The following is a 15,190-nucleotide window of genomic DNA, read 5'->3' as shown; positions in this document are numbered from 1 at the left end:
ACACCGGCCGTTCGCAGCCATGACCGGTGTGAAGGAGACCGTAGGGACGGAGTGTTTCCCCCGCGTTGCCGTCAGGGGTCCCACACGTACGGCCGCGGGCGCGGCCCTACGCGGTGGGGCTCATGTACGTGCGCGCCCACGTCTCGAAGGTGGTCAGGGGGATGCCGAGGTCTCGCGCGTACTCGGGGCGGCCGGGCTGACCGGCCACGTTGAGGTACTCGTGACTGGCGCCCGGTCCGGGCATTCCGGCCGCCTTGGCCTGCGTCTCGGTCATGTCCGGTGCGGACAGGTGCGTGCCCAGGGCCTGGGAGAGGACCTCGGCGATCCGTGTCATCGACAGGTGGTCGCTCGCCAGCTCCAGTTCGACCTTGTTGAAGGTGTGCGGGTCCGCGACGGCTGCCGCGGCCGCGGCTCCGATGTCGTCGACCGCGACCAGGGACAGGCGGGTCTCCGGGTTCAGGACGCTGACCAGGCCCCCTTCGATGCCGCGCGGGAAGAGGAAGGCGCTTGAGGGGAGGAAGTTCTCCATGAAGAAGCCCGGCTTGAGGAGTGTCCAGTACGGAAAGCCTGCCGCCCGGACCAGCTCCTGGATCGCGGCCTTGGCTCCCAGGGTGCCCTCCATCGATGCCCAGCGGCCCTCCGCCCAGCCGGGGGTCTCGGTGTGCTGTCCGGCCCCGGTCACGGAAGTGTGGACGAAGTGCGGCACACCGGCCTCCCGGGCGGCCTCGATGAGGTTGCGGGCCTGAGCCACTTCGCCGTCGAAGTCGAAGCCGGTCCCGGTGAAGGCGGGCATCTGTACGGAGAACACCGCACGGGCTCCCGCGGCGGCGCGGGCCAGGGACGCGCGGTCGTCGAGGTCGCCGGTGACAAGTTCGGCGCCCAGCTCCTCGACTGCTCGGGCCCGCGACGCCGCGGCGTCGCGCACCAGGGCGCGGACGGGAGTTCCCGCGGCGAGCAGAGCGCGTGCGGTGGCGCCACCCTGCTTCCCGGTGGCGCCGGAGACGAGCACGGGTGCTGCGGTTGAGATCGGCATGGTCACTCCCTGAACGGTTAAACGGCGGGGGTCGCCGTTTCGTGTTGGCTACAATATGGCAGACCCCGCCGTTTAGCGGAAACGAGTCTGGAGACCCCCGCCATGTCCGCACAGCGCGCCGACGCCCGCCGCAACTACCTGCGCATCCTCGCGGTGGCGGAGGAAGAGGTCGCCGCGCACGGCGCTGACGCGTCCTTCGAGCAGATCGCGCGCACCGCGGGAGTCGGCTCGGCCACGGTGCGCCGCCACTTCCCTTCACGCCTGGCGCTGTTGGAGGCGGTCTCCCGTGAACGGGTCGAGGCCCTGCGCGCGCACGCCCGCGATCTGACGGGCAGTCCTGGCGGCGACCGGTACGCCGTTCTGATGGAATGGCTCGACGAGGTCGTCGCCTACTGTGTGCGAGCCCGCGGGCTGGCGGTCGCACTCTCCTACGACGGTTCCGTGCACGACAACAGCTGCTCGACGACACTCCAGGAAGCAGCTGGACCGCTACTGGGCGACGCCGTGCGAGACGGCGCCATGGACCCGGATGTCACGGCGGCCGACCTGATCACGTTGGCCGTCGGCCTCGCGATGGCCACAGAACATCATCCAGAGCCCACGGCTTCGGCGAAGCGGCTGCTCCGGCTCACGACCAAGGGGCTGAGTCTGCGCAACCCGCCGTGCGGAGGGGGCATCTCCCAAGTCGCCCTGCCGGCCGCCGGAGGCGTTCCGTAGGATCCGACTGTGACGACGGGAACAGGGGCAACGGGAACAGCGACAACGGAGACGGGTGTGCCGGGGGCAGGCGCGCAGTCGCCCGGGTGGGGGGCGCCGACCGAGACCGAGCGGCTGCTGCACGAGACGGCGGCAGCCGGCGACCGGGACGCGATGCTGGACGCCCTGGCCCGGAACAGGCTCTATGTGCTCGTCGCCCGACTGCACGCGGACACGCCCGGCTACGCTCCCCTGCTCACCGCCCACCCGGACCCCGTGACGCCGGGCCGGAGGTGTGTCACCGTGCATACCTCCGGCACATTGCCGCCCTGGCACCCGGAGTGGGTGTTCGAGACGATCGGCCTCGACGGGCTCGGGCGCCGCTGGCCGGACGGGGTTCGGTGGCTGGTCATCAATCCGGGCACGCCCTATGCCGTCACTGTCGCGGCCGGCCCGGGACGTCGCCGGGCGTGGCAGAAGGTCCACGAACGGTCCGCGGGGCCGCAGAACGGCCTGCTGGTGACACACCGGGCCGGCCAGCTGCACGGACCGCTCGCGCACGGACTGGCCCTCGGCGCCCATCTCGCCGTGCACAACGGCCTCGTCTGGAACGAGCTGGGCGCCACCTACGAGGGGTACTCGATGGATCGCGCCCGGCTTCGCAACCCCTGGGGTGTGCTGGACCGCGCGGCCTACCGGGAGACTCTCGAAGCACTGCTGACCACCCGGCTCGTCGGCCGCACCTACGAGTCGGTGCTCCAGATCCGTCGCTCTCTCGCCGGGCGCCTGGGCCGGACCCCCACGGTCCCGGAGTGGTCCGCCGCGCTCACCGACGCGCTGACGCGCCGCCAGACCGCACCGTCCGAGGCGGCCGAGGCCCATGAGGCCCTGCGGCTCGCCGTCACGTACGAGGGCAAACTGCGCGCGGACGGCGCCCTCGGCGCCGACGAGCGGGTCGACACGCTGGCCGCCTTCGACTACGGACGGGCCGTCAACGTCGTACGGCTCGCACTGGGCGCCCGCCTCTGCGATCCACGCGAAGCCGAACAGGCCGTGCTGCGGATCGGCGCCCTGGCCGGGCAGGCATACGGCTCCTGGGCGCAGTTCTCGCTCGGCTACTCGCTGGCCCGCGTGATGCACTTCGACGAGGAAGATCAGTCCGGGGTGACGTACGAGGAGTCACTCGCGCAGCACAGGATCCTGACCCAGGACCCCAACAGCCCCTACAGGAACATCGCATGGTCATGAGTTCTCCGCCCTCGTACCCCGGCCACCCTGCCCACGGCGTCCCCTGGGTGTCGCCGTCGATAACGGAACATCTGCTGTACGAGGCGGGAGCGCGTGGTGACGCGGAGGCCCAGCTGCGTGTGCTGGCCGGCGAGGAGCTGTACATCGTCGCGCCGAAGTCCGAGGCGGACGCCGCTCCCGACATGATCACCTGGCGCCCGTACCGGGACGGGACCGGCCGCAACTGCCGGCCGGTACTCACCCGTGGAATGCTGCCGCCCTGGCACCCGGACTGGGTGTTCCACGGTGTCTCCCTGAGGTGGGTGGCGGAGTTCGACTGGCGCGACCCGCATCAACTGCTGTCCGTGAACACGGGCACCCCCGCTCAGCTGCTCTTCCCCGCCACACCCCCGCACCGCGCGATGTGGCGGCGCTACCACGCGGAGAACGACCGCCCGAGAAGGGACCGGCTGATCGCGCTGCGCCACGGGGCACTGCACGGCCCACTGGCGTACGGGCTGGCGTGCGGGGCGCATCTGGCGGTCGGCAACGGCGTGCCCTGGAACGAGGTGGGCACCGTCTACCACGAGTACTCGTGCGAGCTGGAGCTGCTCCGCGACTCCTGGGGCATCACCGAACCGGTCGGCTGGCGAAAGCAGTTGGACGCCCTTCTGGACGCGCGCAACAGTCCGGCCGAGCCCGACTTCGTACTCCGGGTGCGTGAACAGCTCAGGGCCGGACTGGGCGAGCAGCCGTCCGCGGACGTGTGGCGCGAGACGGCTGCCGGGCACGCCCAGGACATCGGGGTGGGCCACGACATGGTCAGGGACATCGAGGAACTCGTACGGCGCATCGTCAGGTACGAGGCCCGGTTCCGCGCCGACGGGCTGCTGCCGCCGGACGGCCGGGTCACCACGACCGTCGCCTACGACTACGGGCGGGCGGTGAATCTGGCCAGATGGGGGCTGTCCGCACGGTTCTGTGTTCCGCACGAGGCGGAGCAGGCCATCGTTCACGCCGGCGCGCTGAGCAGATCGGCTTACCGCTCCTGGGAGGACTTCTCGGCGGGGTATGCGCTGGGCCGTGTGCTGCGGTTCGACGGCGAGGACTACGGCGACTACTACCGGAGCAATGTCACGGCGCACCGTCTGCTGACGGACAGCGAAGGCAGCCCCTGGCGGAACATTCCCTGGCGCTGAGCCCGCCGGCCTCCTCCTCCCCGGCCGTCAGGCCTGCGGGTCTCCGAGCGCGTACAGCCGGGGGAGGTTGACGACGATCGCTTCCTGCGTGCTGCGGGCGATCACGACCACGGCCTCCTCCGCCGGGTCGGGGTTCTCCTCCCGGTGCGGTACGAAGGGCGGGACGAAGATGTAGTCACCGGGGGAGGTGCGCAGCCGTACCTCCTCCGGTTCGCCGCCCGAGTCGTCCAGGAAGACGAACTCGGGGTGTCCGCTGACCACATGGATGGCGGTCTCGGACTCACCGTGGTGGTGGTCGGAGGAGGAGGTCGCGGGGGCCACGTGGGTCTGGCCCATCCACAGCCGCTCCGCCCCGACCGTCTTTCCGCTGACGGCGGCGAACCTGCGCATGCCTCCGGTCTGGGCGGTGTCGCCGTCCAGGGCGTCCGCACGGATGTGGTGCACCCGGCTGCGCAGTGGCGCGGCCGACTGGTCCGGGGCGTCGTGGAGGTGAGGGTGGAAGCCTTCACCGGGGGTCGTCAGCGGCTCACTCATGGCAGGGACGCTAGAGCGGCACGGAAAAGGATGTCAAGAGGTGTCCATTGCCCTTCACCTGCGGCAATGTTGCCGCAATGTAGCAGCGGGACTCCGCGAAGCCCTTGTCGCGGAAGGGCCGTCGGGCATGATGAGGGCATGCATATCTCCGCGAAGGCGGACTACGCCACGCGGGCCCTCCTGGAGCTCGCCCATGAGCCTGGCCGTCCGCTCACCTGTGAGGCCATCGCTTCCTCGCAGGAAATCCCGTTCCGGTTCCTGAAGTCCGTCGTGGGCGAGTTGCGCAGAGCCGGCCTGGTGCGCAGCCAGCGTGGCTGCGAGGGCGGCTACTGGCTCGGCAGGCCGGCCGGCGAGATCGCCCTTCTGGACATCGTGCGTGCCGTTGACGGCGAAGTGATCACCTTGCGCGGCGAGCCCCTGGCCGCGCTCGACTACCCCGGCCCGGCTGTGGGCCTGCCCGGTGTGTGGCGGCGGGTCGAGGCGGAGGCCACGGCGGTCCTGGGCGGACTCACCCTGGCCTCACTGCTTCCCGCGGGCGCGCTGGAGCGGCAGTCCGGGGTCGGTGTCTCGTGACGGGCGCCCCGCAACCGCCGCCCGTGGTGGAGGTGGTGGAGTACACCGATCCGATGTGCCCCTGGGCCTGGGGCTCCGAGCCCGTGTTCCGCCGACTGCGGGCGGCCCTGGCGGGCCGGGTCCGCTGGCGGCGGTCGTACGCCATCCTCTTCGACGTCGACGACGATCCGCCGCCCGACCCGGCGGCCGAGACCGCCTGGTACACGAGCTACGTGGCGGAGATCAGCTCGCACACCCTGGCGCCCCGCGCGGTCCGGCTGAGCCGGGTCGCGGCAAGCTCCTGGCCCTCCTCGCTCGTGGCCAAGGCCGCGGAGCTCCAAGGGGCCGGCGTGGCCGAGCGGGTGCTGCGGCGGCTGCGGGAGAGCGTGTTCGTGCTCGGGGAACCGGCGGACACCGACCTGCTCGCGCTCGCCGCGGCGCGGGGTGTGCCCGGCCTGGATCCGGGCCGGCTGAGGTCCGACGCGGCCTCGGACGAAGTGCTCGAACGGGTACGGGCCGACCGGGCGGAGGCGCGCCGGCCGGTGCCCGAAGTACTGTCCGTGCGCGACGGATCGCCACACCCCGGTGCGGCCAGGCCGACCCCCGACGACGGGTTCCGCTACGCGCTCCCGACCCTTCTGTTCCGCTCTCCGGCCGGGTACCGGGCAGTGCCCGGCTGGCGGCCCTTCGCGGCATACGCGGCGGCCGTCGAGGAGCTCTGCCCCGGGCTCCTGGAGACCCCTGTGCTCCTGTCTCCGGCCGAGGCCCTGGAGCGCTGCCGGAGCCTGACCGGACCGGAGGTGGAGCTGCTCACGGACGGGGGACGGCCGCCGTCCGACGCGGTCCGGGTGGATACCGGGAACGGGCCGCTGTGGCTGCATCCAGCGGAGGCCGCGGTGCACCCGGCTACCAGCCCCCGGCCCCCGGCGGGGCTCTGATCTGCGGTCAGAGACCGTTCCACCGAATGAGACACCAATTGGTGTCCATTGACAGACGCCGACGGCTGCCAGCAGGATGTGCACCATGTTCACGACGCACCCCGGTGTGGTGTGCCGATACGTGGATCTTCGGCGCACCTCCAGCGCACTCTGTCGCTGACCGGCCACCGCTCCGATCCACAGGCCCCGCCTGACGCCCGCCGGCAGCACTGACTGCCCGCTGTGGCGCCGAGCCGCGCCTGTCCACGCACTTTCTGCCGCTGTGCTCCGTCGCGCACCGTCGCGCACCGGATTCCGCACCCCGGCCCGTCCCTGAGTCCCGGCGCTCCTCGTGGAGTGCCGTCTCTCACGCACGGCCGGTCCTCCACCCTCCTCCCTTCCCGCCCCTGCCCGAGGGTCGGTCTACCCGCGTGCCCGAGGCCCGCCCTGTCGCCGCTGTTCGCTGTCAGCTGTCCGCTGTCCGGTGTCCGCACGCCCGTGTGCCGGCCGGCGGCCCGGCACGGGTGCCGAGCCGCCTCCCCTTCCCCGGCCTCCCGCCCCGATCCGGGCCGGGGCAGGGCGGGACTGTCACAGAGAGAATGAGATGCCCCCTCGACTCACGACGCTCCGCCCCGGACGCCACGTCCGGTCGGCCCGACGGGCCGGCGGCCTTCGGTCCGCGGCTCTGGGAACCGCCTTCGTCGCTCTTCTCGCCCCTGCCCTGAGTGCCTGCGGCGGCGACGTCTCCGCCTCGTCCGGCAGTGCCACGCTGAAGTGGGCCTCCTCCTACTTCCCCGCCCACTGGGATCCGGTGGTCTCCCGGCAGCGGAGCCCAGTTTCGTGAACTCGCCCTGGTGTACGCCTCGTTGACTCGGACCGACGAGTCCGGCAAGGCCGTGCCCGATCTCGCCGAGAGCTGGAAGTACAACGCCGCCGGCGACCGGATCACCTTTCACCTACGCCCCGGTCTGAAGTTCAGCGACGGTGAGCCGGTCGACGCCACCGCGGTCAAGGCCGCCGTCGAACGGGCCAAGAAGCAGAAGAACTCCGCCCTCTTCGGAGACCTGACGTCGATCAAGTCCGTGGACGCCGACGGACTGGACGCGGTCCTCCACCTCACCCAGGTCGACTACCAGATACCGCAGCTGCTCGGTGAGCGCGTCCTGCAGATCGCCAGCCCCAAGGCGGCCGAGGACCCGGCCGGACTGGACCAGCACCCGGTCGGGGCAGGGCCGTTCGTCGTCAAGCAGCTGGTCCCCGGCACCAAGGCCGTCCTGACGAAGAACCCCGGCTACTGGGACGCGAAGAACATCCACATCGACGACGTCGAGCTGAACTCCGCCCCCGACACCTCGACGGTCGTCTCCGGCCTCCAGACCGGTGTCTACAACTTCGCGGACCTCGATCCGAGCCAGGCGGACGCGGCGAAGAAGGCCGGGCTGGACGTCTTCTCCCAGCCGGGCTTCAACGCCTCCAACATCAGCCTCAACGTCAACAAGGCGCCGTTCGACGACGACCGGGTCGTCGACGCCGTCCGCTACGCCGTCAACCGCAAGGAATTCGTCGACAAACTGACTTTCGGCTACGGCGAGGTGACCAACCAGCCCTTCCCTAAGGGATACGTCGCCTACGACCCGAAGTCGGAGAACGCCTACCCCTTCAACCCGGACAAAGCCAGGAAACTGCTGGCCGACGCCGGACACAAGGCCGGTGACATCAAACTCAGCCTGGTCGTCCCGGCCGAGGACCCGCAGGCCGAGATCGTGCAGTCGCAGCTGGCCGCGGTGGGCATCAAGGTGACCATCAAGATCGACAAGAACTGGGCCACCCCGTTCTTCGCCAAGAACCTGACGTTCTCGCTGTACTCCACCACGGGCCGCGACTCCGCCGTCCAGACCCTCACGGCCCACTTCGGCCCCAACGGCCCGCTCAACCTCAGCACGCCGTACGAGCCGGACGGCTTCGAGGAGGCCGTGGCCAAGGTCCGCCGGACACCGCTGGACTCGCCGAAGTACACCGAAACCCTGCGCAAGGCGACCCGGGCCGGCCTCGGGAGCAAGGCGCTGGTCTTCACGTACTCCGCGCCGAACCTCTTCGCCAAGAGCAAGCAGATCTCCGGACTGCCGAAGAACCCGGCCCACATCGACTGGACCGGTGTGACCGTCAACGGCGCCAACTGATCCGTCACACAGGACAACTGACATGCATTCGCTGAAGAGAGGGGCACGCCCCATGACGACGAGCGCTCCACCGGTGGCTCCTGCCCGCCGTCGCGGGCTCGCCGCGGCCGGCGCCCGGCACGCGGCGGGCCGGGTCCTGGCCGCCCTCGGCCGGTCGGTCGCGATCTTCGTACCCGTGTTCCTGGTCGCGACGTTTGTGACGTTCGCCCTGCGGTCGCTGAGCGGCCTCAGCCCGGCGCGCATCCAGCTGGGTGAGGAGGCGACCCCAGAGGCGATCCACCGGATCGAGGCACAGTGGGGCCTGGACAAGCCCTTCCTGTCCCAGTACTGGGACTGGTTCACCGGAGTACTGCACGGACAGCTCGGCACCAGCTGGGTCAACGGAGCCGACATCTCCACCCTGATCGGCCTCGGCCTGGGTGTCAGCCTGTCGGTCGCCACGTTCGCGCTGATCATCGGGGTGGTGGCCGGGTTCGGCCTCGGCACCCTGGCCGCCCTGCGACGCACCACCGTCATCGACCGCGCGATCACGGGGTTCGTCACCGTGATCTCGGTGATGCCGGCCTTCGTCGTCGGCATCGTGCTGGTCGCGGTCCTCGCGGTCGGACTCCATCTGTTCCCCTCGGCCGGCTACATCCCGGCGGAGCAGGGCTTCGGCCCCTGGATCGCCCACATCACCCTCCCCGCGCTCGCGCTGAGCTTCGACGTCATCGCCGACGTCGCCCGCCAGTTGCGCGCGAGTCTCATCTCGGCCTACGACGAGAACTACGTGACCGGCGCGGTGGTACGGGGACTGAGCCCCCGGCGGATCTTCTTCGGCCATGTGCTGCGCAACGGTCTCGGGCCCGCGCTCGCCACGCTCGGCCAGAAGTTCCCCGCACTGGTCGGCGCCTCCGTCGTCACGGAGTGGATCTTCGGCCTCCAGGGCTTCGGCAGATTCGCCAACGACTCCGCCCAGGCCGGTGACGTACCCGCCGTGCAGGGCGTCCTCGTGGTGTCGATCGTGCTGGTCGTCTCCTTCAACCTGATCATCAATCTGGTGCTGGCACGCGTCATGCCGGCCTCGCAGCGGGGGGTGTGACCATGGTGCGCCGCGTGCTCGCACTCGTGTCCGGCCGGATCGCCGTCGTCATCCTCGTGGTGATCGCCCTGCTCGCGGTACTCGGACCGTGGCTCGCTCCACAGAACCCCCTGGCCACCAGCGACAACCCACTCGCTGACGTCTCAGGTGCCCACTGGCTGGGCACCGACTACCTCGGCCGCGACGTGCTCAGCCGGCTGCTGGACGGCTCGCGCGTCAGCGTGCTCGGCTCGCTGGAGGTCGCACTCATGGCCCTGCTCGTCGGCGCCGTGCCGGGCATCCTGTCGGTCTATCTCGGCCGGGCCTTCGAGTGGTTCACCCTCCGCCTGGCGGACACCCTCGTGGCCTTGCCGTTCCTGCTGTTCGCCATCGCCGTGATCGCCCTGCTGGGCAACGGCCTCACCCAGGCGATGCTCGTCACCGGAGCGCTGGTCTCGCCCCTCTTCTACCGGGTGTCCCGCGCGGCGACGCTGGCCGTCGCCCGCTCCCCGTACGTGGAGGCCGCGATCATCTCCGGCGCCTCGGTCGGCTGGGTCGTACGCCGTCACGTCTGGGTCAAGGTGCTCCCGCCTATCGCGATCGCACTCGCCCAGACCATCGGTGTCGGCTTCGTCATCGTGTCGAGCCTGACGTTCCTCGGCATCGGCGTCCAGCCTCCGGCGCCCACCTGGGGCGGGCTGCTCGCCTCCGACCTCGGCTATCTCAGCCACCAGCCGTGGGCACCGGTGGCGCCCGCCCTGCTGATCATGATCACTGTCTGGGCCTGCAACCTCCTCGCGGACGCCATCCGCGATGTCTCCGGCGAGGCCGGCCGGGCCCTGGTCAACAACCGTAAGGCCCGTGCCAACCGCCTCGGGCGGAGCGGTCCCGTCCCCACCGGAGGTTCCCTGTGACGACCGTGCCCCAGCACATCGCTCCCGGGCAGACCGAGCCCGCCATCACCGCAGCCCGGCCCGGCCCGGCGACCGCGCCGGTGCTCTCCCTCCGCGACGTACGCATCAGCGACCGCGTCACCGACCGGGAGATCGTGCACGGCGTCACCTTCGACCTCACACCCGGCAAAGCGGTCGGCATCGTCGGTGAGTCCGGCAGCGGCAAGACGCTCACCTGCCGGGCCGCGCTCGGCATCCTTCCCGCGCACTTCGAGGTCTCCGGCGGCTCGATCGAGATCGCCGGCACCGACATCGCGACCCTCACGTCCCGGCAGTGGACGGCCCTGCGCGGCGCCACGATCGCCGCGGTCTTCCAGGATCCGGCGTCCTACCTCAACCCCTCGATCCGGGTGGGCGCCCAGATCGCCGAGGTCCTGCGGGCCAAGCAGGGGCTGAAGCGGCGCGAGGCACGCCACCGCGCCGTCGAACTGCTCCGGGCGGTGCGGCTGCGCGATCCGGAGCTGGTCTACAGCCAGTACACCTACGAGCTGTCGGGAGGCATGCTCCAGCGCGTGCTGATCGCGGCGGCCATCGCCGTCGAACCGCGCACCCTCATCGCCGACGAGGCCACCACGGCCCTCGACGTCACCGTCCAGGCCGAGATCCTCGATCTGCTCGCGGAGCTGCGGGAGCGGACCGGACTGGCGCTCGTGGTCGTCTCCCACGACCTGGCCGTCGTCGCCCAGCTGTGCGACGAGGTCCTCGTGATGAAGCAGGGCGACGTGGTGGAGCACGGCCCGACCCGGACGGTGCTCCACGATCCGCAGCACGAGTACACCCGGCTGCTCATCGCCGAGCACGAGCAGTACGGCCTGGAGAAGTTCCTCGCGCCGAAGGAGGCGTCGTGACCACCGAGTTGACGCAAGCGGCAACAGCCGGTCGTGAACAGGGCGCCGGGCCCGTGCTGGAGGTCAGCGGGCTGGACGTGTCCTACGGACGGGGCCGACGGCGCCGCCGCGCCCTGCACGGAGTCTCGCTGAGCGTCGCACCCGGCGAGACCGTGGGGGTCATCGGCGAGACGGGATCGGGCAAGTCCACCCTCGCCCGCGCCGTTCTCGGCCTGGTTCCGGCCTCGGCCGGATCGGTCCTCATCGACGGGGAGGACGTGACCGCCTACGGCCGCCGCCAGTGGCGCACCCTGCGCCGCCGCGGCGTCGTCCAGTACGTCTTCCAGGACCCGCTGCGCAGCCTCGACCCGGATCTCACCGTCGAGGACTCCCTGACCGAACCGCTGCTCGTCCAGGGCGCCACGCGTAAGGACGCAACCGCGCGGGCCCGGTCGTTCCTGGACCGGGTCCACCTCTCCGGAGAACTCTTCGAGCGGTTGCCCGGCGAGCTCTCCGGCGGCCAGCGCCAACGTGTCGCCGTGGCCAGGGCGCTGGTCACCGAGCCCCGGCTGGTCATCCTCGACGAACCGGTCAGCGCACTGGACTCCGCCAACCGCGTCAAGGTCCTGAAAATCCTGAAGGAGCTACGGGCCACCGGCGTCGCCCTCGTCCTCATCTCCCACGACCTCGGGTCCGTGGCGGGGACCGCGGATCGCATCGCGGTGCTCTACCGGGGCGAACTCGTCGAGGCCGGTGCCTCCCCGGACGTCATCAACAGCCCCCGGCACGCCTACACCCGACTGCTCGTCAGCTCGGCGCCGACCCTGCGCACGGGCGCGGCCGACCGCTCCGAGCGCGAGGCCCTGCGCGCGCTGCTGAACGCCTGAGCACGGCGAACCCCGTACAGCCCTCTTGAGAGGAACAGCCATGTCCCGCACGATCCACCTCGCACTGCACCCCTACGGCGTCGGAGGCCCCGGACAGCACGGTCTGTGGAAGGACCCGCGCGTCGCCAAGAACGCCAGCATCGACATCAACTACTACATCCAGCAGGCACAGGCGGCCGAGCACGCGCTCTTCGACGCGCTCTTCGTCGTCGACAGCCAGTTCATCAACAGCACCTACCCCTCGCACTACCTCAACCGGCTGGAGCCCCTCACGCTCCTGTCCGCGGTGGCCACCCACACCAAGGACATAGGCCTGGTCGGTACGGCGAGTTCGACGTACAACTCGCCGTTCAACCTCGCCCGCCGCTTCGCCTCCCTCGACCACATCAGCGGCGGCCGGGCCGGCTGGAACGTGGTGACCAGCTTCGACACCGGCACCTCCAGGAACTACGGGCTGGACGAGCACCTGGACTACGCGACGCGCTACGGCCGGGCGCTGGAGTTCGTCCAGGTCGCCAGGGGGCTGTGGGACTCCTACGAGGACGACGCCTTCCCGGCCGACCCGGAACGCGGTGTCTTCCTCGATCCGGCCCGGCTGCACGCGCTCGACCACGTGGGGGAGCACTTCAAGGTCGCCGGACCGCTCAACATCTCCCGCTCGCCCCAGGGCCAGCCGGTCATCTTCCAGGCCGGGGTCTCACCCGAGGGGCGCGATCTCGCCGCGCGGGTGGCCGAGGGCATCTACGCCCCGGGCGGCTCCCTGGAACAGGCACAGGAGTACTACGCCGACATCAAGCGGCGCACCGCGGCCTACGGCCGCGATCCCGACCACATCAAGGTGTTCATCCACGGCGGCCCGATCGTCGGCGCGACCGACCAGGACGCCAGGAACCGCGAACGGGAGATCTTCGAGGAGGACAACGACTTCGAGAGCAACCTCGCGCTCCTGGGCCGCTCCTTCGGGGCGTACGACTTCGCCGGCCACGACCTGGACGCGCCCTTCCCGGACGTCTCCCACCTCGCGGAGAAGGGCGGCCGCACCGGCGCCGCGAAGATCATCGAGCGCGCCCGCACGGAGAACCTGACGCTGCGCCAGGTCGCCGAGTCGGTCAACGCGTTCCGCCGCTCACCGTTCGTCGGCGCCCCGGAGACCGTCGCCGACACCATCGAGCAGTGGTTCGACGCCGGCACCTTCGACGGCATCAATCTCGCCTTCCGCAACAACGACGACCTCAGCCTCTTCGTCGACGGAGTGGTCCCCCTCCTGCAGAAGCGCGGTCTGTTCCGCACGGAGTACGAGGCCGACACGCTGCGCGGCAATCTGGGCCTCCCGTTCGCCGCCAACCGGCACACGCTCGATCGCGAGCTCGTCCGCGACTGAGTACGCCGAACGCCCTGAGCTCCGGGACGTCCAAGGGCCCAACCGCGGACCGCTGTTGAACACCGCCTGATCCCTGAAAGGCATTCACCTCATGACCGACGAGACACCGCGGCCCCAGGCCTCATCGCGACCGAGGCGGCACCGGCCCCCGGCCACAGACCCAGGGCCGCCCCCGCCCCCGCCACCGAACCCGCTGGAGCCTGACATGCCCGAGTACAGCGACCACTTCGCCCCCGAGGGCCTCCGCATCCGCGGCACCGTCCTCGTGGTGCCGGGCCGGGGAGAGACCCGCGCGGCCTACACCCGGTTCGGCAGGCGTCTCGCCGCCGACGCCTACCGGGTCCGGATCATCGACGCGCCGGAGATCGACGCCGACGACCTGACCGGCTCACTGGCCGGCTTCGGCGCCCAGCTCGCCACGGCACTCGAAGGGACCGCCGCGCAGGACGGGGTCGTCCACCCCGTCGTGCTCGTGGGCGCCGACACCGGCGCGGCCGCGGTCGCCGCGCTGCTCGGCCAGGAGGAGACCCCGGCCGCCCGGCGGCCGGAGGCCGTCGTGCTCGCCGGACTCCCGGGACACACGGCCACAGAGGCCGGCGACTGGGACGAGGAACTCGACGTACGCACCTTCTGTCCCGCGCACCGGAGCACGCTCACCGAGGACGCCGGGGTCCGGCGGGGCTCTCTCCAGGAAGCGGTCCCGGACGCCCTGCTCGCGGCGGCGTACGGCGGCGACGTGGGCGTCCCGGCACTGATCCTCGTGGGCGACGCCGATCCGCTCGCCGACCGGGATGCCCTGGCCCGTACGGCTAAGTCCCTCTCCCTGGCCCGCCTCTCGGTGGTCCGGGCTGCCCATCACGATGTCCTCAACGACCTCCAGCACCGCTCGGTGGCGGCCGAGATCATCACGTTCCTGGAGACCCTGCGCAACGAACTGACCTCCGTGATCGCGGTCGAGTCCAGTGCGTGGTGACCGCGGCCGTCCGGTCGCACCGTCCGAAACCGCGTCCCGCCTGCCCCGTCCTCCGGCCCACCCGAACCCCCGACCCGAAAGGTGCCCCCATGGCCACCGTCCTGTCCGTCTCCGGCAGCCCCTCCCCGACCTCCCGAACCGCACGGCTCCTGCGTGACCTGGACGACCGGTTGAGGGATCAGGGGCACGACGTGACCTCCCTGGAGGTCCGCACCCTGCCCGCGGACGCGCTGCTCGGCGCGCAGTTCGGCCATCCGGCGATCGTCGCGGCCACCGAGCTGTTCGCGCGGGCGGACGGAGTGGTGATCGGCACCCCCGTCTACAAGGCCGCCTACTCCGGGCTGCTGAAGTCGCTGCTCGACCTGCTGCCCCAGTACGCGCTGACCGGCAAGACCGTCCTGCCACTTGCCACCGGCGGCAGCCTGGCCCACGTCCTGGCAATCGACTACGCGCTGCGCCCCGTGCTGAGCTCCATGGGCGCCGCGCACATCGTGCCGGGCTGGTTCACCCTCGACAAGGACATCAGCGTCGGCCACGACGGCGAGTTGACCGTGGCCCCGGGCTCCGCCGAGGCCCTTGCCGAGGTCACCGACCGCTTCTCCACCGCGCTGGGTGCCCGTACCGCGCTCCTGGCGGCCGCGGAGTGAGACGAACAGCCGTACTGGACAGGGAGATCAATTGGGAGAAGCCGGGTCAGGCGCCTTCAGTGAACCGCTGACCGGGCCCCGTGGTTCCTCCCCCTGAGCCGCCCGTTGCCGCGCAGGGGGAGTT

General features: G+C 70.9%; 14 protein-coding genes and 1 pseudogene. 13 read left to right on the top strand and 2 right to left on the bottom strand.

From position 1 onward, the window contains the following. Positions 1-106: 106 nt before the first annotated feature. The gene (locus tag ACZ601_RS00715; RefSeq protein WP_469531713.1) at positions 107-1,033 is read right to left on the bottom strand and encodes an NmrA family NAD(P)-binding protein; all 927 of its coding nucleotides are present in this window, start codon (positions 1,031-1,033) and stop codon (positions 107-109) included. Positions 1,034-1,135: 102 nt separating this feature from the next. On the opposite strand from ACZ601_RS00715, the gene ACZ601_RS00710 reads away from it, so the two are divergent. Genes ACZ601_RS00710 through ACZ601_RS00700 form a run of 3 tightly spaced genes read left to right on the top strand, consistent with a single transcriptional unit; the run spans position 1,136 to position 4,155 of the window. Further along, entirely contained in the window at positions 1,136-1,750 is a 615-nt protein-coding gene (locus tag ACZ601_RS00710) for a TetR/AcrR family transcriptional regulator (protein WP_469531712.1), read from the top strand. 57 nt (positions 1,751-1,807) lie between these two features. After that, entirely contained in the window at positions 1,808-2,977 is a 1,170-nt protein-coding gene (locus tag ACZ601_RS00705; protein WP_469531711.1) for a DUF1266 domain-containing protein, read from the top strand. Further along, positions 2,968-4,155, top strand: a complete 1,188-nt coding sequence (locus tag ACZ601_RS00700) for a DUF1266 domain-containing protein (RefSeq protein WP_469531710.1) — start codon at positions 2,968-2,970, stop codon at positions 4,153-4,155. The genes ACZ601_RS00705 and ACZ601_RS00700 overlap by 10 nt, the downstream gene beginning before the upstream one ends. A 27-nt stretch (positions 4,156-4,182) precedes the next feature. Here the strand turns inward: ACZ601_RS00700 and ACZ601_RS00695 are convergent, their stop codons facing one another. Continuing rightward, positions 4,183-4,689: a cupin domain-containing protein gene (locus ACZ601_RS00695; RefSeq protein WP_469531708.1), complete on the bottom strand. Its 507-nt coding sequence runs from the start codon at positions 4,687-4,689 to the stop codon at positions 4,183-4,185. 138 nt (positions 4,690-4,827) lie between these two features. Here ACZ601_RS00695 and ACZ601_RS00690 point away from each other — a divergent pair, with 138 nt between their 5' ends. The 10 genes and pseudogenes from ACZ601_RS00690 (at position 4,828) to ssuE (ending at position 15,066) form a co-directional block, all read left to right on the top strand. Then, positions 4,828-5,262: an RrF2 family transcriptional regulator gene (locus ACZ601_RS00690; protein ID WP_469531706.1), complete on the top strand. Its 435-nt coding sequence runs from the start codon at positions 4,828-4,830 to the stop codon at positions 5,260-5,262. Positions 5,263-5,315: 53 nt separating this feature from the next. Further along, on the top strand, positions 5,316-6,179 hold the full coding sequence (locus tag ACZ601_RS00685; protein WP_469533759.1) for a DsbA family oxidoreductase: 864 nt from the start codon (positions 5,316-5,318) through the stop codon (positions 6,177-6,179). Between the two features lie 583 nt (positions 6,180-6,762). Continuing rightward, positions 6,763-8,338, top strand: a pseudogene (locus ACZ601_RS00680) (ABC transporter substrate-binding protein). 52 nt (positions 8,339-8,390) lie between these two features. Further along, a complete protein-coding gene (locus ACZ601_RS00675) occupies positions 8,391-9,419 on the top strand; it encodes an ABC transporter permease (protein WP_440578553.1) in 1,029 nt (342 codons plus the stop codon). Between the two features lie 2 nt (positions 9,420-9,421). After that, positions 9,422-10,312 carry an ABC transporter permease gene (locus ACZ601_RS00670; RefSeq protein WP_469531705.1) on the top strand — a complete coding sequence of 297 codons (891 nt, stop codon included), beginning with the start codon at positions 9,422-9,424 and terminating at the stop codon, positions 10,310-10,312. Positions 10,313-10,356: 44 nt separating this feature from the next. Next, on the top strand, positions 10,357-11,199 hold the full coding sequence (locus ACZ601_RS00665; protein WP_469533757.1) for an ABC transporter ATP-binding protein: 843 nt from the start codon (positions 10,357-10,359) through the stop codon (positions 11,197-11,199). Then, the gene (locus ACZ601_RS00660; protein ID WP_469531704.1) at positions 11,196-12,065 is read left to right on the top strand and encodes an ABC transporter ATP-binding protein; all 870 of its coding nucleotides are present in this window, start codon (positions 11,196-11,198) and stop codon (positions 12,063-12,065) included. Before ACZ601_RS00665 ends, ACZ601_RS00660 begins: the two co-directional genes overlap by 4 nt. Positions 12,066-12,105: 40 nt before the next feature. Further along, complete coding sequence (locus tag ACZ601_RS00655) at positions 12,106-13,446, top strand: LLM class flavin-dependent oxidoreductase (RefSeq protein ID WP_469531702.1); 1,341 nt, start codon at positions 12,106-12,108, stop codon at positions 13,444-13,446. Positions 13,447-13,651: 205 nt separating this feature from the next. Next, positions 13,652-14,419: an alpha/beta hydrolase gene (locus tag ACZ601_RS00650; protein ID WP_469531700.1), complete on the top strand. Its 768-nt coding sequence runs from the start codon at positions 13,652-13,654 to the stop codon at positions 14,417-14,419. A gap of 89 nt (positions 14,420-14,508) precedes the next feature. Next, a complete protein-coding gene (ssuE, locus tag ACZ601_RS00645; protein ID WP_440574840.1) occupies positions 14,509-15,066 on the top strand; it encodes an NADPH-dependent FMN reductase in 558 nt (185 codons plus the stop codon). Positions 15,067-15,190: the final 124 nt, after the last annotated feature.

This window comes from Streptomyces sp. NPDC104307 (assembly GCF_055584045.1).
This window is presented reverse-complemented; position numbering and strand designations above follow the sequence as displayed.

Bases quoted from the DNA above. Each gene is read 5' to 3' on its own strand.
- ACZ601_RS00715 (WP_469531713.1), bottom strand. From the start codon at position 1,033: ATGCCGATCTCAACCGCAGCACCCGTGCTCGTCTCCGGCGCCACCGGG.
- ACZ601_RS00710 (WP_469531712.1), top strand. From the start codon at position 1,136: ATGTCCGCACAGCGCGCCGACGCCCGCCGCAACTACCTGCGCATCCTC.
- ACZ601_RS00700 (WP_469531710.1), top strand. From the start codon at position 2,968: ATGGTCATGAGTTCTCCGCCCTCGTACCCCGGCCACCCTGCCCACGGC.
- ACZ601_RS00695 (WP_469531708.1), bottom strand. From the start codon at position 4,689: ATGAGTGAGCCGCTGACGACCCCCGGTGAAGGCTTCCACCCTCACCTC.
- ACZ601_RS00690 (WP_469531706.1), top strand. From the start codon at position 4,828: ATGCATATCTCCGCGAAGGCGGACTACGCCACGCGGGCCCTCCTGGAG.
- ACZ601_RS00685 (WP_469533759.1), top strand. From the start codon at position 5,316: ATGTGCCCCTGGGCCTGGGGCTCCGAGCCCGTGTTCCGCCGACTGCGG.
- ACZ601_RS00675 (WP_440578553.1), top strand. From the start codon at position 8,391: ATGACGACGAGCGCTCCACCGGTGGCTCCTGCCCGCCGTCGCGGGCTC.
- ACZ601_RS00670 (WP_469531705.1), top strand. From the start codon at position 9,422: ATGGTGCGCCGCGTGCTCGCACTCGTGTCCGGCCGGATCGCCGTCGTC.
- ACZ601_RS00655 (WP_469531702.1), top strand. From the start codon at position 12,106: ATGTCCCGCACGATCCACCTCGCACTGCACCCCTACGGCGTCGGAGGC.
- ACZ601_RS00650 (WP_469531700.1), top strand. From the start codon at position 13,652: ATGCCCGAGTACAGCGACCACTTCGCCCCCGAGGGCCTCCGCATCCGC.
- ssuE (WP_440574840.1), top strand. From the start codon at position 14,509: ATGGCCACCGTCCTGTCCGTCTCCGGCAGCCCCTCCCCGACCTCCCGA.